This is a genomic window from Bradyrhizobium uaiense (genome assembly GCF_010811875.1).
GTDB lineage: Bacteria > Pseudomonadota > Alphaproteobacteria > Rhizobiales > Xanthobacteraceae > Bradyrhizobium > Bradyrhizobium uaiense.
In genome coordinates this window covers 1-20,299 of the sequence record NZ_VKHP01000062.1, presented here as the reverse complement: position 1 = coordinate 20,299, position 20,299 = coordinate 1, and the positions used below count along the sequence as shown (strand labels likewise).

Sequence of the window (20,299 nt, the reverse complement as noted above, 5' to 3'; positions counted from 1 at the left end):
ATTGCATCGGCGGTTCGGCAAAGGCTGGAATGAGGAACGGCCTCAGCATCACCCCAAGGGTGCTGGGCCGTCTCTTGTCAGGCGAACAGGTCCTTGCCTGCCTGCGACATCCTCACGAACGTCCCGCTCTCGTGGTACTCGAGCCAGCCTTTGCCGATCGCATGCTGTAGTCCGGCCCAATACTCAGCTGGCGTCGCTTTGTCCTCATCAAGCATCGGACGGTTGATCTTTTCGATATAGATCCGGCCATCTTGGATGGGCTCAAATGCTCGAGCGTGCTCCATGATCCTGCGGGCGGCTTTCTCCGGGTCGGAGTAGGGGCGGTCGCCCTTCAACTTCATCAGTGTGTTCCCATCCTCGCGTGCGGAAAGAGTGGCCGTACATCGGCGCCGCGGCGACCGCAAGCCGTGCATGTGAACCGTGGCTCGAGCCGCAATTGGCACAATATCGAGAACGCTGGACGCTCGGCACCGTTGCCCGTCTTGCTGTTGAGTTGCTGCTTAATATCGCCGCGCGCCGCTACGACGCGCACGAGATAGGAGAACTGCACGTCAAGGCCGGCAACAAGCTGGTATGGCGCCCACACAAGACCCTCCGGAGCACGGGCAAACTTTTATCGATCAAGATCCGACCGGAATTGCAGGCGGCGATTGACGCCATACCGCAGGGAACGCGCGCCGAAGGCGTGGTGACATTTCTGGTCAACGACTACGGCAGGCCATTCGCTTCCGCAGCTGCGTTCGGAAACAAGTTTGCCGACTGGTGCCGCGCCGCGGGCCTCAAGGCCGTCAAATGCGATGATGGCAAGGTGCGGAGTTATCGCGCGCATGGACTCGGGAAGGCTGCGCTGCTCGCTTTAGCTCATGCCGGTGCAACGGGTGTCGAACTCATGGCTGTGTCAGGCCATAGCTCGCTCGCGCAGGTGCAGGAATATCTCGACGCAGTCGATCAGGAGCGCGCTGCGGAAGCGGCAATGACGAAGCTTGCGAACAGCGCAGGAACAGGGAGTGGCTAACGCTTTAGGTTTGAGTGGCTAACATCGAAGGAAGTCATTGAGAATGCGAGAGAAGAACAAAGTAGTGGCGATCCCGGCAGGATTCGAACCTGCAACCTGCGGAGTAGAAATCCGCTGCTCAGTGAATGAGTGGTCAGGCCGTGCTAGCTCGGTATGGTGGCGTGCCCAAAAGCACCCCAGCCGTCGAAAATGCACTCGACCATTTCGACTGCTTCGATCAGCCTTTGAAATTACGGTAAACACGACCGCCCTCCGAGCGCGCCATAAACCCACAGCATAGTCGGGTGTCGGGGTGAACCCCGCGCCGAGCCGGCCACCGATCAGTCAGCTGTCAAAACGTCTCGGTAATCTTGCGCAGGCGAGGGGGACGATCCGGGTCAAATCCGCAGGCGCGAGCCGTCTGCTCGATCATCCGATACGCCGGAACGAGCATGGCGACCGGGTCTGTGGCGGGGTCATCCTCAGTCAGCCAGGCCAACGAGCCATGCGGTCCGCCGCAGATATGAACCGCGATCTTTTGTTCACGCAATTCTTCCGCCAATGCGTCCACACTGGCCGCCGTCTCATCCATGAGGCGCATCATGACAACCGGCGTGCGCGACGATAGCGCGGCACGTGGCCCATGCTGCAGCTCGGCGGCGCTCACGCCGATGGAGGGCAGGCGCAGGATTTCCGAAAATTTGAGCGCGATCTCGCCCGCCGAGCCGAGGGCCAGGCCTCGAGCCGCCACAAAAACAGCTGACGCCTTGGCGAGATCATTGGCAATCTCGGACCAGTCGAGCGCCAGCGCGCGGTGCAGCCGCTCAGGCAGCCTGTCGAGGGCTGACCGCAGCGCATGATCTTCCGCCAGCTCGGCTACAAGTCCCACACTGGCGGCCATCGAGCCAATCACGGTCTTCGTCGCCGCTATGGAATGCTCCTGGCCGGCTTCGATCGGAATGACGAACTCCGCTTCGTCAGTCAATGGCGACGACATCGCATTGACGATGGCGATGGTCCGGGCGCCCGAGGCGCGCGCCGACCTCGTCGCGGCGACAAGATCCGGGCTGCGCCCCGATTGCGAAATCACAATGAACAGCGCATCGCGCAGCATCAAGGGTGTGCGAAATGCCGTGATCACCGACGGAGCGCTCGCTGAAACAGGAAGGCGAAGCCGCGTCTCGACAAGGTACCTTAAGAAAACCCCGGCACGTCCAGAGCTTCCCCGGCCACACACGACGCACAATGGGGCGGATCCAATCCCAATCCGCTGTGCGATATCGCGCGTGGCAGGACGGCTGCGAACAATGTTGGCTACAACATCCGCGCCTTCCCCGATTTCGCTTGCCATAGCGGATGTCGTCACGGCTCAATCGCTCCACCCCGCCTGCGCTCCGCCGTTCCCTTGGGATGCCGGTCACGAGTCTTGGCGAGCTCGGCAAAGACACGCCGAAGGTTGCCGTCGCAGCTCTTCAGAACGGTCTCCGCATCGACCCTATCGAGACCCAACGCCAGAAGGACTGCCGTCTTGATGTCTCCGTTGGCCAGCTCAAGCGAGTGTGCCGCGTGCGACGGATCACAGTGCGCGATTTGTTCGACCATGGCCTCGGCGCGCCGCTTCAGCTTGGCATTCGTCGGCGGCATGTTCACCATCATGCCGCGATATACCCGGCCAAGGCGCAGCATGATCCCTGAGGAGATCAGGTTAAGCACAACCTTCTGAGCGGTACCCGCCTTCATCCGCGTGGAACCGGCGATCAGCTCGCGGCCGGTCTCGACCAAGATCGGAAACTTTGCCGACGCCAGCAGTGTGGTGCCGGGATTGTTGGCAATACCGATCGTCACTGCACCGAAAGAGCCTGCCTGCTGCAGCGCCGCAACTGTGAATTGTGTGGTGCCGCTGGCGGCAACGGCAATCACCACGTCGTGCGGCGTAAGCCGCGCGGCATTGATCTGCGCGACCGCATCACCGACATCGTCCTCCGCGCCTTCGATGCTGGTGACGAATGCGCTGTCTCCGCCGGCGACGACGAAGCGGACACGCTCGCTGGGCCAGGCAAAAGTCGGCGTCAGCTCAGCGCCGTCCTGGACCGCCACCCGGCCTGAGGTGCCGGCGCCGACATATACAATGCGACCGCGATCGCCCAGCGCCACCTTGGCCGCTTCGGCGGCCGCAGTGATCGCGGGAAGGGCATGGCCGATCGCGGCGACTGCCGCAAGCTGGCCCTCCCACATCGCTTCCATCGCTGACTTCAGTGGCCATGCATCAAGGTCGGCAAATCGGAGATCGATTTCTTCCGTAGTCATATTGTTGATCCAAGCGCCGTCAAACGCGGAACTTTGAAGCCTGTTCATGGTCAGTTTCTCTCTTGAGAAGGTCCAGCCGCCCTCGCGCCACAAGCCGCGCACCGGCCACTGCGTCGGCGTCAGGGCGCCTCAGGCGGACGCGCAGATCAGGTGTTAGCCAGGGCGTAATGGCGTCGGCGAGCCCGCCCACCAGCGCGAGCCGGTCAATTCCTCTCGCCAGGAACAGATCGAGCAGATCACCAATGGCATCGGCCGCGCGTTCGACTATGCGACGGCCGGCTGGGTCGCCCTGATTGGCGTGCCGTATCACAATCGGCGCGAATGCAGCGTAGTCCGTGGCCTTAGCTTCTTCAGACCAGGCGACAGCCTGATAAGGATCATGGTCAAAGGCGCCCAGCACCTCTGAAAGCAGCGGGGTGAGTTCGCCGCGGCGATCCGCGGCCAGCAGCGCCAGTCGAACAACCTGCAGGCCGATGTCGGCCCCGCTGCCTTCGTCCGACACGGGAAAGCCGTAACCGGCGAGACGGATTTCGCGCCCGTCGATCAGGCCGACACCCACCGAGCCTGTGCCGGCCACCACGATGGCCCCGTCCGCGCCGCTATGGGCGCCGAGACAGGCCGCCAGACCGTCGCTGATGAAGATAACGGACGCAAAGGGACGCGCGATCTCGTTGAGCGCCGCTTTCGCGCCCCGGCGACCAAGACCGGTGAGGCCAATTCCGGCGTGCATCCGCGCGAGATCCTCATGCGACAATCCGGACGGTGCGGCCGCTGCTTCAGTGGCCTCCATAATGGAACGCCAGGCTTTTTCGACGCCAATCCGCGTCGTGGCAGGTCCCGAGCTTGCTTCGCCGAGCAGCCTGCCGCCCTCGTCCTCGATCCGGGCGCGGCAGCGGGTTCCACCGCCATCAATACCGAGATACGTGGTACCTTTTGTTCCCATCGAAAGTTAACGCAAGAATTTAGCTCCGGGTCCCCCCGAAGCGGGTTGTGTATATATAGGTCCTGTACAGGCGCGGGACGCGCCTCACGAGTCCGTGACCGCTATTCTCGGATCAGCAACTGATGGGCCAAGCTGGGTCTTCCGTCTTTCTCTCGGTTGCCGCGCAGCAGATCTTTGATGGTGCCGACATGCGCGGGCCGGGGGTGGTCAGGATTTCGCAGGGGCAGATTGACAGCATCACCTTCGGTGAGGAGGCGCGGGCCTCAATCCACCTTCCCGCCGACGCGATCCTTGCACCCGGATTCATCGACATTCAGGTGAACGGAGGCGGGGGCGTTCTTCTCAACGACCAGCCAACGAAGGCCGGCGTTCATCGTATCGTCGCGGCGCACGGCAAGGCGGGAACCACGGGCTGCTTGCCAACCCTCATCACCGATCGACGCGAGGTCATCGAGCGATTGGCCGAAGCAGCTCAGGCGTGCCTCAAAATTCCTGGCGTGCTTGGCTTTCATCTGGAAGGTCCTGCCCTCAACAGGTCCCGCAAGGGTATTCATCCGGAAGCCGAGATACGCGTGCCCGATCGGCGCGATCTCGCCACCATCAAAAGTTTCGGGGGCCGCGGCCGCTCCGTTGTGACCTTGGCACCGGAATGCTTGCCCGCGTACATGATCGATGAATTAATCGGCGCCGGATTGCGTATCTCTGCCGGCCACAGCGACGCCACCGCAGCCGAAATCCGGCCGGCGGTCGATCGTGGTATCTTGGGGGTGACCCATCTGTTCAACGCCATGTCGCAGCTGAACGCCCGGGAGCCGGGCTTGGTGGGCGCCGCGCTTGAGGATGACCGGCTGTTTGCAGGCATCATCTGCGACGGCATTCACGTTGACCGCGCTGGTTTGCGTGTTGCCTTCCGCTGCAAGGGACGCGATCGATTGATGCTGGTCACCGATGCCATGCCATTGGTGGGCACGGACGATCGGCAATTCTTGCTGCAGGGAAGGCCGATTACATTGCAAGAAAATCGCCTGACTGGCCTGGATGGCACGCTCGCGGGCGCTCACCTGACCATGATCGAGGCGGTGCGTAACGCTGTTGCGCTCGTCGGAATCCCCCTTATCGACGCCCTCATCATGGCCTCCCGGACGCCCGCGACATTTCTGGGTCTTGAGTCCGAGCTTGGACGGATCGCGCCCGGATACCGCGCGGACCTTGTCGCCTTCAGTCCGAACTTTGAAGTCATCGGCACATGGATAGGCGGTGTCGGTTCGATGGGCGGGGCGAGCATGGCTTCTCACCGAGGTTAGATGCGCAACCATCCAATCATCGTGCAGAAATATGGCGGTGTCTGTCTTGAAACACCGGCGAAAATTCGCGCCGTTGCGCGCAGTCTCGCCGACCTGCATGGCCGTGGTCATCGCGTCGTGGCGATCGTCTCTGCAATGGGTACGACCACCGATCAATTGATCCGGATGGCATATCAAGTAAGCCCGGCTCCCAATCGCCGTGAACTCGACATGTTGCTGACGACCGGTGAGCGCATCAGCATGTCCCTGATGAGCATGGCGCTTTCCGATCTCGGCGTGTCCGCGATCAGCTTTACCGGCAGTCAGGCCGGCGTGATGACCGACGGCTCTCATTCTTCGGCACGCATTCTGGACGTGCGGCCCATTCGAGTGCGTGAAGAACTCGACCGTGGGCGCGTTGTGGTGTTGGCAGGATTTCAGGGCGTGGACCCGGCGACCAGGGAAATCACCACGCTCGGCCGGGGCGGCAGCGACACCACGGCCGTTGCGATGGCGGCGGCGCTGAAAGCTGAGTGCTGTGAAATCATCAAAGAGGTTGACGGCATTTGCTCGGCCGATCCGCGCATCGTGCCGGATGCAAAGGCCCTGCGGCGAGTGGACTTCGCATCCTTATCCGAAATGTGCTTCTGGGGTGCAAAGATCCTGCATTTTCGCAGCGTAGAGCTGGCACAAAGTCAGGATGTGCCGTTGGTTCTCAAGCGGTGGGGTGGCGTTGGACACGGCACGGAAGTGATGAAGGAGGTTGCAGGGATGGAAAACGGTAAGGTTCTGGCCGTCAACTCAATGGTTCGCATTGAGCATGTCGAAATAGATTCCAAAGATCTCAACCACGGTTTTGAGAAATTTGCGCAGCACCTCAAGCAAAACAGCCTGTCCTGGCCGCAGCTCCTCGCCTCGGGCTTTACTGCGGGCAAAACCAGCATGACCGTGGCAAGTGATTCAGAGTGGCTCGACGCGTTGTTGCGCACGTTGGAGCGAAGCGAGGATTTGCGCAAGCAGCGCGAGGCTTCGAGCTCGGTTAGTCTCACGTGCTTCGGCGCCGTTTCGTCGGAGTTGCCGTTCAGGGCATTGCAGGTTCTCGAACATCATGGGATTGTCCCCGACAAATACGTGTTGTCGCCACATTCGATCAGTCTGTTTGTCCCTCTTGAGAGCCGGGAGGACTCGGTTAAGGCGTTGCATTCGCTGGTCCAGCAAACATAGCTTCGAGAAGCGGGAGGCATAGCTTCCGCTCACGGCTTGGTCTCCAATCGAGCGGAATATTCGGAGAAGTGGATGAGGCGTTTGCTTATGATGTAGATGGTGACCGCTCTCCTCAATATTTGCGCCACGCACAAGCAATTTCAAGGAATGACCCATCTCAGGGCAGTCGGACGGATTGTCGAACGCTGGGTGCTTTCGGGGGCGATATGACGCAACAAAGCCCGGCTCTCCATGCAACCCGGGTCCACTCCGGCTCTCGTTGCTGATGACGAATGAGTAGTCGTCGCTGCTTGCGATCCACATCTCCAAATCGCCAGTCCCGACCTGGCTGAAGTGCAGGGCCATTTTACCCTCCACATTTGCCGGGCAAAGCACCACGGCTCCCCCAATCGGCTGGTCGTGATTGTCTCAACGCTCAAGCAGGATGAGCCGCTGGCTCGCCATTAATAGCTATTAATAGCAAGTATATGCCTGCTGGCTGGCTGTTGCGAGGCAATAGCCATAACTGGCTCTGTACGGGTAGCCGTAGCCATACGGGTAACCGTAGCCATAGCCGTAGTCGTAACCATACCCATACGGGTAGCCGTATCCGTAGGGGTAACCGTAGGCAGCGTAGGCACCCGCCAAGCCGAGACCTACCCCAAGTCCAACAGCGGCCGCTCCAAACCCGCCTCCGCGCCAACCACCGCCGCGCCAGCCGCCGCCACCAAATCCGCCATGAAAGCCGCCGCCATGAAAGCCACCGCCGCCGAAGCCTCCGCGCGCAGAGGCAGCAGTCGGTGCAAACGCCACGGCGATAACTGCGATCAGTGAGATTAGGATTTTCCTAAGCATCGGACTCTCCCAGCCTTTAGAAAGTCGCCCGATTCTAAAACACCTCACGTTCGTTTTGGTTGCTGAATTACCTGGTCCAAACGCCCACGTCGGGAGGGCTCCCTGGCCACGCTCATCAGCGTGTCCCGCCGAATCCGGGATAGCCGACCATGAAGGCCTGACGATACAAGCCGGCGTTCCGGCAAGCCAGCACTTCGAATGACCAGCCATTGTCTCCGCAGGAGCGTTCACCGTGCTGATGCCGCGATCAAGGGCAGGGCAGGTCGATGGAGCGCGACGGAAGTTCGGGCTCGACGTGCAGCAGCGTTTCCCTTAGCTCCTCGATCCGCTACTCAGCAACCCCGCGCCGCCAAGGACGCGGTGCACCAGTTGCGGTAAAGGTTCAGCTCGCTTTGGCCACCCGCTCGCGATCAGCCTTGACGCGGCACTCGACCAGCGCCGAACCTTGCTGAGTGGCGATCCGCTGCGCTTCCGCGAGGTCCTCAAGGCCACCCGGGCTATCGCCGGATTGCAGTCGTAATAGGCCCCGTAACCGGTGAAACTCGCCGGCTGTCCAGCGCTCGCCGGTATCGATCTCCTCGGCGATACCTGCCAGTGTCGCGAGCCCTTCCTCGGGGCGGTGTGCCCTGACGCAACCGCCGGCAAACACCACGCACCACGCAGACAGCGAGGGCAAGCGCTCGGCGGCCATACGTTCCATGCCGTGTTGCGCCAGACGGAAACCCTTTTCGACAAATCCCCGATGAATGTCAGCCATGCCTGCAAGCAGATCGGCGTGGGGCCGCCAGTAGGGCAGGTCGTGCTGCAGCGTGAGGTCCCGCAACCGCGCGGCATGGAAGGCAAGATCGTTGACATCTTCCATCAAGGCGGCGAGCAGGCCGCCTGCGAAAGCGGTGGTATGGCAGATCGTCTGGTAGTGGCCGCTCGCGTTGGCATCGTCCAGCGCAGCCTTGCGCCAGATGCCGGCTCGTTCGATGTCGCCGAGCATAGTCCAGGCTTCGGCAAGCCCAACCTTGACAGTGACGGCATGGACGGTGGCGCCGACCTTGTTCAGCGCCTCGTTGTGTCGTACAGGAACGAACAATTTCTGGAATAGCTCGAACTGAGCGATCGCCGCGACAAACTCGCCACGAAACAGCAAAGTCGTGCCCATGCAGCGATGCGCGATCAGTTTGTCCAGGGGGCTGCCATGCGCCGCCACTTGCACGATCTGGCGGGCCACTTCGAACCGAACATCGGTCTCGTTGAAGCGGGCGATCCAGTTCAGGAACAGCGCCGGAACGATGCGTTCGCCGCCGCCGATGCGAGCCGAAAGCGCGACAGCATGCGCGATCTGCCCCTCGACCTCGCCCGCGCCATAGCCACGTGCTGCGATCAGTGGCCCCAGAATGGCAAGCCGCAAGTCGAATTCTCGGACGTCACGTTCGCCTCCCGGTGGCAGGCGTGAGGTCTGCTCCAGCGCTGCAGTGAAATGTGCGACCGCCTCGACCGCCGCCGAGCGACGCGCGGCGTCACGTCCTGCCCTTTCCAGATAGATGATGGCGGCGGAATGGTCCCCGGCTTCCGCGAACTGGTGCGCCAGCATGTGCGGCATGCTGTCGACGATTGCGGGAAATCGCGCCTCGATGGTGTTGGCAATCAGCTTGTGGACGAGCAACCGGTCGCGCCGCAGCAGCAGGTGATAGGCGGCGTCGCGCAGCAGCGCGTGGCGGAAATCGACGACATCACCAAAGCCACTGGGACGCGTGACGAAGATACCGCTTTCGACCAGTCCCTCGATGCTCTCCCGCATAGCGGCCTCGCCGAACGGCGATACCGCTATCATCAAATCGAGCGGGATGTCGCGCCCGATAGCGGCCGCAAGCTGCGCCGTCTCACGGCCATTTTCGAGCAGGTCGAGCCGCGCCAGCAGGATTTCGTTCAGGGTCACCGGGATCGCGGTCGCATCCGTCGCGCCGGGAGAGGCGTCCCCCATCGCCTGCAGGCTGCGGGCCAATTCCTCAGCAAAGATCGGAATGCCGTCCGAGCGCACCACGATCGCTTCGATCATACTGATCGGCATCTTGCGCTCGGCGGCGATGGTATTGACGAGCCGTCTGATCTCGTCGGGCTGTAGCCGTGTCAGCCGAAGAATGCTCGCGCCAGAACGTCGCGCCCATTGCGGCATCTCCTCCGGGCGCATAGTCGCGACCAGCAATATCGGAAGGTTGTGGATCATTCCGGCCAGCTGCTCCAACCATTCGTTGGTCGAGGGATCCGCCCAATGCACGTCCTCGATGACGATGATTGGGCTCTCGCGCGAGATCGCCTCGACTATGTCGAGCAGCGCCGCGATGGTGCGTGCCCTGATTTCTGTGGGCGCAAGCCGCAGCAATAGCCTTCGGTCGCTGCTCTCGGGCCGCAACAGTTCGGCGATTAGCGCCAGCCGTTCGGGGCTCGCTTGGCCGAGCCCGCGCAGCATTGCGTCGAGCTTGTCGAGCTGGCGCACATCAGCATCTGGCGCCTCCACGCCCGTCATGTAGTCGAGATAGTGGGTGATCGGGTGGAACGGGCGGTTGGTGTGGATCGGTGAACATTGCAACACCACACGGTGTTCCGGTCTGATCTCGAGCCTGCGGTGCATCTCCTCAATCAGGCGCGACTTTCCAATGCCGGCCTCGCCGGTGATCACGACGATCTGGCCCTGGCCGAGCAGGGCCGCGGCGGCACGGTCGACCAGTCGGGAGATCTCGTGCTCGCGACTGATCATGGGCAAGCTGACCGCGCCGTGCACTGCGTCGAAGCGGGTCGCTCCCCGCTGTTCCCCGATCACACGATAGGCCGTGACTGGCGCCTCGAAACCCTTCAGGCTTCGCATGCCGAGATTCTCCAGACGGAATTGTCCGCCGATGATTTTTGCAGTCGTTTCCGCGATGAGCACCTCGCCGGCCCCGGCTTGGCCTTGCAGCCGCGCGGCAAGGTTGGGGGCTTCGCCAACCAGCGAGTCCCGCTCGATGGCGGCATGGCCGACCAGGTCGCCGACCACGACCGGTCCGGTGGCGATGCCGATCCGTACCTGAAGTTGTTCTCCGCTTGGTGTGACCAGCTTGCCGATCTCTTCGGCGAGCATCAGCCCGGTCGCGACCGCGCGTGCCGCGTCGTCCTCGCGCGCGCGCGGATATCCGTAGGTCGCGAGCACGCCGTCCCCGACATAGCGCAGCACGTATCCGCCATAGCGCTCGATTAGCGTGGCGCAAGCATCTTTGTAACTGGTGAGGAGCTCCAGCACGATCTCGGCGTCGAAATCGGAGGAAATTCTGGTGTAGCCGACGAGGTCGCAGAACATGGTCGTGACCTGCCGCCGCTCAGCTTTGGAAAGCGGCCGCGGCGCAGGCGCGCGAGGGGCGGGCTTCTCTTTCGGCTCGGGCCGCTGCACGTCCACGGCAAGCCTTGCGATCGCATCGAGCAGCCGGCGGCGATGGCCGACTGACGTGACGCCGAGTTCGACAAGATCGGTCGAGGTCAGATGCGCCAAATCGCCAGCGTCTATGTCGTTGTCGAGGAACGCCTGTAGGTAGCCAGACAGCCCTAGCTGTTCCAGCCATCCCTCGACAAAACCCGCGTTCGGTCCGTTCGGCTTGGGCATACGGTCTGCAGCGCCTCACCGTTTTCATAAACGATCCGCCATCTCAATGCATCCGCCACTTTGGCCGACCGGCTCACGGGAGGCTCTTGATCAGATGCGGCGAAATCATCGGCTCGAACGGAAGAAGACGTTCTTGAACTGCGATTACGTGACTTCGACACCGCAAAACCGGCTGTCTTTGCCGGAATTCTTCACAGTGTCGATTTTAACATGGCGGGTGGGGACCGCAGGCCTGGATGTCTGCCGCCTGCTGGCGAGCCACATCCAGCGGAATCCCGAACAGCCCTCGCTTCAGCATGCCTGCAGTTTAGGTGCCGGGCGGACACAGCGCGAAACCAAACGCTCAGCGTCGGGGGCACGGGCGAAATCCCGTGGTTTTACGGAAATCCTCACGATCTCCCGTGCGCGATGGCGCCCCGGTCCCGTCCCGTCCTTTTGCCGAGCGATATTCAATTGGGGAGCAAGAAGCCTCGCTCCTGACTGCGCGGAAGGCGCTCACCGCCTGTCAGGCCGCCTCCGTTGCCCGAATAGATATTTGGACAAATCGCTGCCGCGGTCGAGCGTTGGCAGGGACGCCTTTGTTGGCCGCCATAAATCGCTTTCTCCAGTTCCGCGTCCTTCATCCCCGAAGAGGGCGTGGCCTCGGCCTGGGGTAGCCTGGGGGCTTGGCCGAGACCACGTGGGCCTCGCGCTAGTGTACCGACCGTGGTCCGCCATCATGGCCGCGCGCGGGCCGGATCGTGGCGCGACCGCGGTTCTCCACAATGACCACTATGGACTGGGTTCGGGCCAGTTTGAGCCGGCCGTTGTGATGCTGGCAGCCGTCGCAAAAGACCAGCACTGTCTTGAAGGCGGCGTTGTGATCGACGGGGCTGTACCGGTAGCGGATGAATTGAGCGGGGTTTGCGACGCCAGGGCACGGCTCGGTGATCGCGCGCGGAGTGAGGGCCGCTAGAAATCGGTCGGACGGCGATTACCAATGATGGGTCAATCGTCAGTTTGGCTGACAGCGCGCCATGACTATGCGTCGTCCAACTCGAGGTAACTTTGATGCAGGCTAACCGGAGACTTCATTCCGTCAAACAACACCGGGAATGCCAGCTTGCTCGCCTTGCCGGCGCCCACCACGCGTCCCGTCTTGGAAAGGAGCCTTCCTGATCCGGTCGGCGCCGAGCTGACTGAGGCGCACTTTGTCGCCAACTCGGAAAGTCGGTGCGTCGGCTTGCAAGAGATCGATCCCCTCTGGCTCAGACAGCCACAGCTTACGTGATCCTCATTCTCGGACCGCAATCTAGGATCGTTACTCGTGAGGGGCGGATTTCCGTCGGTCGGTGCTCGGCGCCGATCCCTTCGGCGGAGAATCTGTGAGCAGGCTGACGAACTGTAGCGGGGAGCGAGCCCGCCGGTTCACGCCCGGCGGGCCTTTCGCAATATTCGGTCCCACGCTCACTGCGCGGGCTGAGGGTTCAAATCAGCCGCTTCTTGCTCAGCCCTTATGAGTCCGGCGGGCTGTTCATTCGGGCTTTCGGGCCCGTGCCTTTCAGGTGCTCCTGCTAGAACCGGCGCCTTACGCCTGGCTGCCCACCGCTGTTCGCATTTTCTTTCAATGTCCAGAGGGACGGTAGACATGACCCGACCTCCGGTCTTGGCCTGCCCCGGTGCTGCGCCATAACGTACAACCTGCCCAATAGATCCTAAGTGCCCGCCAGTCCCAGGGACAGACGCCGCCAGCCGCAAGCGTGCTGCACGGCCAGCACCACAGGCCAATGACAGTCAAGTGCGCGTGAAATGTGAGGCCGTTCACACTCGATCATCGCGAGTTGATCTAACGGAGAGGCGGGTGGCAGCTCTCGGTGTCGGAGAATCGTGATGCCGTTTTTCAGCAGCCAAAGCTTGTCGGCAACAGCCGCCACTTCAGTGCTCAGTATTGTCATCGCGGCAGCGGCTGCCTTTGCGGTCGTTGGTTATGCCGAGTGGTCATCGGGCGTCAATCTGACCCATTTCATGAGCGGGACTGCCGCAGATGCCTCACCGACTCTGCCGCCCAAGGGTCGAACGGGTTGCGAGCAGGGCAATGAGTCGCTGCCGACGTTTTCTCTACCGCTCCAATGACGCCGGCCTAAAACGACTGCGCCCGATAAATTGGGGACGCTGAAATTCCCGTACAGCCGAAATTGCAGGGTCTGTGCCAGACGCGGAGGTTATTTGGCGGGGACTGCGGCCTTGCCGTCGGCCGTGATCTTTAACCGATGCCCATTGGGGCAGGTAAGGTCAGATATCGAGCGGGCTACGAACTGAATCCACGGGCTGGAAACTGTAAGCACGACCTCACCGCAAATCGGACAGACGTATTCTTTGTGCTCGGGTGGTTTTGGGGAGGTCATCGGCACCACTGTCCAGGAACAAGTGGCAACGCCGGAAGTCGTCTATTGCTCTCGTGTCACAGCCCCCGACTGCGGGAGTTGGAATGCGGCCCTGGCGCGCCGACCGCGCCAGGGCCGTTCGTCCATCGCACAGCAGAACAAATGCGAAAGCGGGCGTGTACGATCCGTGTACTATCGAATCAGCGGGAAAGCCTGAAATTAAAGGGGTTTCGTTAGCACGCGATGAGACGCGAGATTTCGAAGAACAGAACGCGCATCGCACGCAGCAACTCCTCGACGCGTCGATTATCCAAAACCGATTTGGTCACGGGATGCCTACGGGTCCTCCGCCGCAGGGGTAAAAAACGACAATTTATGCCGGGGCAGGCGGTATGGTTCCGGCGCGAGGAACAAAATTCCGGCTCCTCCACGAACGTATTTGGAAAATCTGGGAGCAGATTCACACGGGTTATTTTTGGAGCGAGCGGCCGGCGCGATAGTCACGCTCCAGGGCAGGCGATTTTCATTTCGTATTTTTTCAGCCCTCAAACGATGGCTGCTGCTACTCGGTGACAGCGGTCAGCGATCCAACTCGGCTCCAGCATGATCCGGATGCTGGGGCCGTTTTCTTTGTGCGGCCTGAACCCGCACCCGACCGACCGCGCATAGGAACGGACGTGATAGATCGCGCTGAAACCGCCATGGCCTCGTCAACGATGCCGCTGAGAACAGTAGATCGATTTATGATGCGATCGGCCATGCCGCGCTCCTCGCTTATGCAGGCGGGAGTCTCTCAGCCACCGACGCCGGGCTGAGCCTTGGCCGGCGATGCTTGCTATGACGCGAGGGCAGCTTTGTTCAATAGTGAACGCTAAGTCCGACACCGGCATAGCTGGACCGACGTTGTGAACCTCGGGGCGGCCCGCTAGGGGCGGCGTCCCTCCTGGCGCTCTGGAACGCTCGGGACGCTGATGAATTTTCCGGTGATGAGTGCGGAGGATTATCTCGAGAGGGCTTAACACTGCCGTCGGGCCAAAGAGACCGCCGACGACACGTTTAGAGCGGATGGAGCACAGTTATCGGGTTCTGGCTGCCAGCAAAGCAGCCCTCGCGGCTTCGCAAGAAGTGGAAGAGGAATTGAACACTCGGCGTTGAGCTAGCGTAAGGGGCGGCTCAATTGGCGGCCCTTCCACTCGCCCCCCTACCGGTTGCCGGGGGGGCCTCTCCATTCGACCCCGGAGTTCTCCGGATAAGCCGATAAAGAACTTTTTAAAGCCGCCCTGCGATCCTCGTTATCGATGGATCAAGACCCGCCATGGGAATGACTCATGCCCGCGCTGCGGCGCGGATACGCTCGACTGGCGGGTTAGATGGTACGCGACAATAGACCGGTGGAGGCAAGCCGATTGCCGGAGCCGACGCGGACCGAAGCGCCAACTAGAACCCAGGAATCGTCACGACATCCGGAGCCGCCCAGACCTTAAAGGAGCGTCATTTCATGAAAGGCTTATTGCTCGCTGTCGGCATCCTTTTGGCCCTTTACGTCGTCGACCAGCATTCCAACCACGGTCAATACACCGATGCCGTCCAGCGTATGGCATCTCAGATGAGGCATTCCTTCGGAGTGTAAGGCCGAGGCCGCCATCCTTCGCGCGGCGTTCTCGGGGGCGGTCGCCCTTCATCTGCATTGTGGAATTTCCGCTAACTTGCTGTCCAGCGCGCTCATACCAGCTTGAGTCTATCTCTCAGTTTGCGGTTGATGTGCATTTCAGCGCGCCGCCTGACTTGAGCCGGGGCCGCTTTCAAGCTGCCGCGGCTTACTACAGAAAATTTCGGCCGCGCCGTCTGACCCGCGGCGCTGCCATTGTCAATGGATGCAAAGCTGCGACTCGTTCGAGAAGCCTCAACTAGGCGCTGCGCCTGACTTCGGTGGCTATCACATTTTCAAGCTCTCTCGCCGCTTCTTGTTCGGTCATGCCGCTAACAAGAGCTACTTCTTCGGACAAGCGATCAACGGCCGTCGTGTAGAGCTGCCGTTCGGCGTAGCTCTGGTCTGGGCTGGCAGCGCGCCTGTGGAGATCGCGCATCACTTCGGCAATTGCAACAATATCACCCGAATTGATCTTGCTTTCGTACTCTTGAGCAATCCGGGACCAATTGCCCCGCGGCTTATGAGGTGGTTGACCCAGGATTCGTCGTGCGTGCTGGATGGTGCTGGGGTCGGACAACCGACGCATTCCGGTTTTGGCCGCTCTACTCGTCGGAACGCGTAGTGTCATCTTGCTCTTCTCGAAATAGACGACGAAGAACTCGAGGCAGGCGCCGGCTACAGTCTGCTCTTCGATCGCAACGATTTGACCGACACCGTGCGCAGGGTAGACGATCAGGTCAGTCGCCTTGAATCCAAAGCGCGTCTTGTTGTTCTGGCTTCCATCCGCTTGACCGGCAGGGGGCGTAGCTGATTGCGTGTGGGCTGAATGATTAGCGCTAGGCTGATAATCAAAATTCATTTCGCGACATGCTCCATGATATCTGAAATTGGTTTCTTGCCAATTCGAGCTCTGATCAATGAACGCATTAGAAACAAACGGCGGGGCTCAAAAAAATGCCGCCCTATCTATCCCTCACCAATAAGCTGCGAGCGCGAGCGCCGCCACGATAATGGCGCCAGCTATATCCATTCGGTTCGATGGCGTGACTTCTTGGCAACGAGTTCGCAGCGTACAAATCCAGCAGTTGCCATGCCTGCAGGCAAGTGACTGGTAAACGCGGTGCGAAGAAGATACCCAGGGAACTTTTGCGCGATGTGACCGACGTCGCATTGAGCGTTGATCTTTAGCTCGGGCCGGTTTGGCGAGTTCCGCATAGACCAATGGCGCATTGTCTAGCGCTGGCCAGTTTGGAGAAGCTCTCTGTACGCAGCGGTGCACACTACACGCTTACGCAACTCCAACGCCAGCGGCGGTAGGGGCGCCGGTGCTTTTATGAGGTCGGTGCTGTCCTAGTTGTGGTGAGCGATTGACCGCTGTCTTGTGCTTCCTGCTAGCTGGAGCTGAGGAAGCGCGGGTAAGCAGCCTTGGCATCCGCTAGGTTCAATTCACCCTCCAGCACAGCGAGGATCATCTCGCTCACGACTTCCTTGCGCCTGTCGTAGTCGAGGCCGCGGGGCACGATCTGGTCAATCGCAGTGAAGATCTCGTGCGGTTGGGCGGCAATGATGCCCGTCAGGGTCGGCCCGCGGCTCAAGATCTTCGGCCGCGTAATCAGCTTTGGCCTGCTGGCGCGCATAGGCGCGGTCTTGAGACCCTTGCTCCAGGCCAATGAGTGAACGTAGGGCAACTCGCGGCCGGTCTCCTCGGCGACGCGCCGTGCAGTCCATTCGGGGTGTGCCGTGATCACCGCAGCAACTTCTGATGCTGGCATGTAACCAGCAGATTTTGACTTCCACGTTCCTTTCCATGCCCGCAGTTTCGCGTCGGCATTGAGTGTAGAAGCTGTCTTACCACGTTGTTGAGAGCCGGATCTTTGCTCAAGGCAATCGCCAGCGCCTCAAATTTAATGATCCGAGCACGATCACCTCGGCGTTGCGTCACCTCGGCGATCGTCATTCCCTTGTTCATGATGCAGTCGGTTGCGGTCTCGACCTGCTCGGCCGTATATTTGTAACTTCCCCGCTGATAGGATGCATTTCGGCAGGCGCGGCACGCGCGCCGCGGTGCGCCAGTTTTTGAATCCCTCTCTATACGAAGGTTGTCACCGGAGAGCGGATGCCCTTGCTTGCAGTGTGTCTGCTTAGCCTTCAGAGCACGAGCCGCATTGGCCTTGTTCATTTTTGCATTCGCGTCGCGGACCGCCATGATTCGGCTCCAACACGCTGGCTGATACTTCTCGCGCTCCTTGAACGAAAATCATCTTGGGGGCTGTCAGAACCAACGTCCGGATCGATCCACCATCTCGAACGAAGTGCTGTTCGATCCGCGCAACGTCGTCGTCGGTGAGGTCTAAGCACGTTCGGCACCGGCGATACTGATAGTTGCCCTTGATCGAGAAAATCAGCTGCGTGTTCTCTAAGGTCAACTCGTGGCCATATCTGCAGTGTTCGACTGCCATAGGATCGCTCCATCATCGCGGGATGCGCGTGCAGAGCCCAATCCTGAGTCGCGTCGGCGGAGTGTTCTGATCAGGTCGGAATAGCCGCGGAAATAGAGCGCGATCCGCTCACGGCGAGCTACGTCGCCCTAGGTGTTAACGGCTGTGTGACCGCAACGGTCACTTCTCCCTCGGGACGGTAAACTGACAGATCGCAAAAGTACGCCGCCGGGCCCGAAATGGTTTGTCCCGGCGGCGTCATGTTTTTCCAGCGCTGGGCCCTGAATTCCCAGTGCCGATAATCTAGCCGGGACCGTAACGAGACGGCTGTAGCCCGCGGCACACAGACAGGGAAAAAGAGGAGCTGGCGCGCCTTCGCTTAGCGCCGCCAGCTCCTCCGAAACGGTGACCGCGAGATGTTCAGAAGCCGGCCCCGTCCCTCGGAGAAGCCTGCACCGATCTGCTTGCTGATTAGGTAACGATTTCGGATGGCCGGTGGAGTACCCCGTCAGGTTCCTAGCAGGCACGTGGAGACGTCAGGTACGACTTCAGCTAGCCGCGGATGTACCGGCGCGGTCTGCTGAACAGAGGCGGCTTGCTCACTGGCGCCCGCGCACCCAGCAGAACGAAATGACGGCCTCAGCACCCCATGCTGAGGCCGTTTTCGATTTGGGCTTTGGTTGCTGGGACCACTCTTCGTACAGAACCCACTGAAGGGGCGCGGTGAAACCCGGGAGTGGGGCCGCCCGTAACCCCTTTTGCCCCAGGAGAAGCGATGGCCAACTCGGCAGCTACGTCAGTCAGCCGAGTTGGTTTCGAGAACAGCTATCGGTTTCCGGCAATCCAGGCCGGGAGTAATCCCTAATGGCGTTGTATTGCCGGGAACAAGCGGTGGCTCTGGAAGTAGTGTTCCTCGGCTCCTGGCTGAAATACCCCCAACCCCGGCCGGGAGTTATCAATGGCGGCCTCGGCGCGCGGCGCCGGGGTCGTTCTCTCATTTGTGGCTGCATAGTTGTTGCGAGATTTGCGCCACGCCAACCGTTCGCACTTCAGCTCACAAGCAACCCGGCTTTAGCCGCATCGACCGCAAGACACTATCCAATCCGTTTCCGTTGCAGTCGACAGTGCGGATCGGCATCGGCTTTTCTTCGTGGACGGCTTGATCTTGTTTGCTACTGGCGAGACGCTTTTTCTTTTTTGGGATCGGGGCGGTCGCTTCATGCCGGTGTCGAGCGACGATAGGAGGGGGCCCCGGGGCAGCGACGACAGGAACGGGCTCCGCGGCGGATATCGTCTGCGCTACAGGCGGCGGCGCTACCAACGCGATCGGTGGCGTCGGTGCCTCGGGAACGGCCGCATTGACGGCTGTATCGTGCTCGGGAATGAGCGACAGCCTATCGGTCTTCCCGACGCTCTCAGTGACAGGATACTCAACGAGCGGTGTCGGCGCGGATCTCCCAAGTGCTGCAACCGCACCCGCCCCGACCAAGCCAACTATTCCAACTACTAAAATGCGGATCCACATTAAATGGCTCCTGACCAACGCAACGAACCGAAGAGCTTCCGAAAAACCGCACCCTCCGGCCGAAATTTGCCGAGAATAAGGCTAAGCTATTGGAACCTTTGATGTAATGGGAGCTGCCCGGGCCATCGTCGTGCATAAATGGCAGATGTGTCGAACGGGACGCCGGGGGGCGGCCTTAGCGCGCGATGTCGGCGCGTTCTCATTAGTGGGGCTTCATAGTTGCGGAAACTAACGTCATCCCAAACCGAAAAAGGAAACGCAGTGACGTGCGTTTCGCCTTGCGAGTTGTAGCGATGTCGAACTAGGTTGCCGGCATTCCTTAACGGAGATTTATCCAGTGGCGATTGGTACAGTGAAGTGGTTCAACCCAACGAAGGGCTATGGTTTCATCCAGCCGGACAATGGCGGCAAGGATGTCTTTGTGCATATTTCGGCAGTTGAGAAAGCCGGGCTGAGCAGCCTCAACGAGGGTGCAAAGGTCAGCTACGAAGAGCGGGAAAACCGCGGCAAGACGTCAGCCGAAAACCTCAGGCTAGGCTGACGTCGCGTCAGCGCGTCCGGAGCGTTGCGAATATCTGTCCCAGGAAAAGACGCCGCCGGTCTCACAAATGCATGCCCGGCGGCGTTTCCTTCCTGAACTGGGACACTGAAATCCCCAGCCACATCCAAACTGCACGACCTATGCCGACGTGATCATCGCCTGCTCGCACAGTAATTTCGTTCGCCAAGAGGGCGAGGCGATTGGCAAAGACCCCCACCGGGCTCTTTCGGGCGGCCCCGTAAGACTGGCGTCAGCTGGAAATATTTGGATACACAGACTGCAACATGGAGCGACAGTTACCGCCCGCTGCCTTCTGGCTGCCGGGCGTTCTACAGGTAACTCCCGGCATGTACCGCGCTCCTGGGGCCGTCTTTTTTCATGCTCGTGCCAGCGCGCTGGGAAAGCCCGGCTTGACCGACTTCTTGCGTCGGAAGCTCAGACTATGCGCTAGGTGGTGTGGACACTAGCGCATCCATAGAACAATGGCAGCGAGAGTGACGACGGCCCGGTAATTCCGGGCCGTTTTTTCGAAGCGGGTTGCGACACGTCGGAACTGCTTGAGCTTTGAGAA

Annotated in this window: 14 protein-coding genes and 2 pseudogenes; 5 read left to right on the top strand and 11 right to left on the bottom strand. The window is 60.8% G+C overall.

The genetic code is table 11. The features are described 5' to 3' along the window. Positions 1–77 precede the first annotated feature (77 nt). Positions 78–341 carry a hypothetical protein gene (locus FNJ47_RS17130; protein ID WP_163155080.1) on the bottom strand — a complete coding sequence of 88 codons (264 nt, stop codon included), beginning with the start codon at positions 339–341 and terminating at the stop codon, positions 78–80. 95 nt (positions 342–436) lie between these two features. Between FNJ47_RS17130 and FNJ47_RS17125 the strand changes: the two genes are divergently transcribed. After that, the gene (locus FNJ47_RS17125; protein ID WP_163155077.1) at positions 437–1,015 is read left to right on the top strand and encodes a site-specific integrase; all 579 of its coding nucleotides are present in this window, start codon (positions 437–439) and stop codon (positions 1,013–1,015) included. Positions 1,016–1,346: 331 nt separating this feature from the next. Here FNJ47_RS17125 and FNJ47_RS17120 read toward each other — a convergent pair whose 3' ends face one another. From FNJ47_RS17120 to FNJ47_RS17110, 3 genes are read right to left on the bottom strand one after another with little or no spacing between them, the layout of a single operon-like run. After that, the gene (locus tag FNJ47_RS17120) at positions 1,347–2,345 is read right to left on the bottom strand and encodes an SIS domain-containing protein (RefSeq protein ID WP_163155075.1); all 999 of its coding nucleotides are present in this window, start codon (positions 2,343–2,345) and stop codon (positions 1,347–1,349) included. A gap of 11 nt (positions 2,346–2,356) precedes the next feature. Continuing rightward, positions 2,357–3,301: an N-acetylmuramic acid 6-phosphate etherase gene (locus FNJ47_RS17115; RefSeq protein ID WP_163155110.1), complete on the bottom strand. Its 945-nt coding sequence runs from the start codon at positions 3,299–3,301 to the stop codon at positions 2,357–2,359. Positions 3,302–3,320: 19 nt separating this feature from the next. After that, positions 3,321–4,244 (bottom strand): glucosamine kinase nucleotide-binding domain-containing protein, encoded by a 924-nt coding sequence (locus FNJ47_RS17110; RefSeq protein ID WP_163155073.1) that lies wholly within the window; start codon positions 4,242–4,244, stop codon positions 3,321–3,323. Between the two features lie 122 nt (positions 4,245–4,366). On the opposite strand from FNJ47_RS17110, the gene nagA reads away from it, so the two are divergent. Continuing rightward, on the top strand, positions 4,367–5,548 hold the full coding sequence (gene nagA / locus FNJ47_RS17105; RefSeq protein ID WP_163155071.1) for an N-acetylglucosamine-6-phosphate deacetylase: 1,182 nt from the start codon (positions 4,367–4,369) through the stop codon (positions 5,546–5,548). Beyond that, the gene (locus tag FNJ47_RS17100) at positions 5,549–6,751 is read left to right on the top strand and encodes an aspartate kinase (protein WP_163155069.1); all 1,203 of its coding nucleotides are present in this window, start codon (positions 5,549–5,551) and stop codon (positions 6,749–6,751) included. 453 nt (positions 6,752–7,204) lie between these two features. Here FNJ47_RS17100 and FNJ47_RS17095 read toward each other — a convergent pair whose 3' ends face one another. The 3 genes and pseudogenes from FNJ47_RS17095 to FNJ47_RS54710 form a co-directional block, all read right to left on the bottom strand. Beyond that, complete coding sequence (locus FNJ47_RS17095; RefSeq protein WP_163155067.1) at positions 7,205–7,585, bottom strand: hypothetical protein; 381 nt, start codon at positions 7,583–7,585, stop codon at positions 7,205–7,207. 382 nt (positions 7,586–7,967) lie between these two features. Then, the gene (locus FNJ47_RS17090; protein ID WP_347341677.1) at positions 7,968–11,006 is read right to left on the bottom strand and encodes an adenylate/guanylate cyclase domain-containing protein; all 3,039 of its coding nucleotides are present in this window, start codon (positions 11,004–11,006) and stop codon (positions 7,968–7,970) included. A gap of 15 nt (positions 11,007–11,021) precedes the next feature. Next, positions 11,022–11,210: pseudogene (locus FNJ47_RS54710) on the bottom strand (SAM domain-containing protein); the annotation flags it as partial. A gap of 1,869 nt (positions 11,211–13,079) precedes the next feature. On the opposite strand from FNJ47_RS54710, the gene FNJ47_RS17085 reads away from it, so the two are divergent. Then, entirely contained in the window at positions 13,080–13,322 is a 243-nt protein-coding gene (locus FNJ47_RS17085; protein WP_163155063.1) for a hypothetical protein, read from the top strand. Between the two features lie 2,158 nt (positions 13,323–15,480). Here FNJ47_RS17085 and FNJ47_RS17080 read toward each other — a convergent pair. From FNJ47_RS17080 to FNJ47_RS17070, 3 genes are all read right to left on the bottom strand, one after another. After that, the gene (locus FNJ47_RS17080) at positions 15,481–16,083 is read right to left on the bottom strand and encodes a CarD family transcriptional regulator (protein WP_163155061.1); all 603 of its coding nucleotides are present in this window, start codon (positions 16,081–16,083) and stop codon (positions 15,481–15,483) included. Positions 16,084–16,615: 532 nt separating this feature from the next. Next, entirely contained in the window at positions 16,616–16,972 is a 357-nt protein-coding gene (locus FNJ47_RS17075) for a hypothetical protein (protein ID WP_163155060.1), read from the bottom strand. Next, positions 16,969–17,430, bottom strand: a complete 462-nt coding sequence (locus FNJ47_RS17070; RefSeq protein ID WP_163155058.1) for an aldose epimerase family protein — start codon at positions 17,428–17,430, stop codon at positions 16,969–16,971. Before FNJ47_RS17070 ends, FNJ47_RS17075 begins: the two co-directional genes overlap by 4 nt. A 2,094-nt stretch (positions 17,431–19,524) precedes the next feature. Here FNJ47_RS17070 and FNJ47_RS17065 point away from each other — a divergent pair. Beyond that, entirely contained in the window at positions 19,525–19,728 is a 204-nt protein-coding gene (locus tag FNJ47_RS17065; protein WP_163155056.1) for a cold shock domain-containing protein, read from the top strand. Between the two features lie 463 nt (positions 19,729–20,191). On the opposite strand, the pseudogene FNJ47_RS17060 reads toward FNJ47_RS17065, so the two are convergent. Further along, a pseudogene (locus FNJ47_RS17060) lies at positions 20,192–20,299 on the bottom strand (IS5/IS1182 family transposase); the annotation flags it as partial.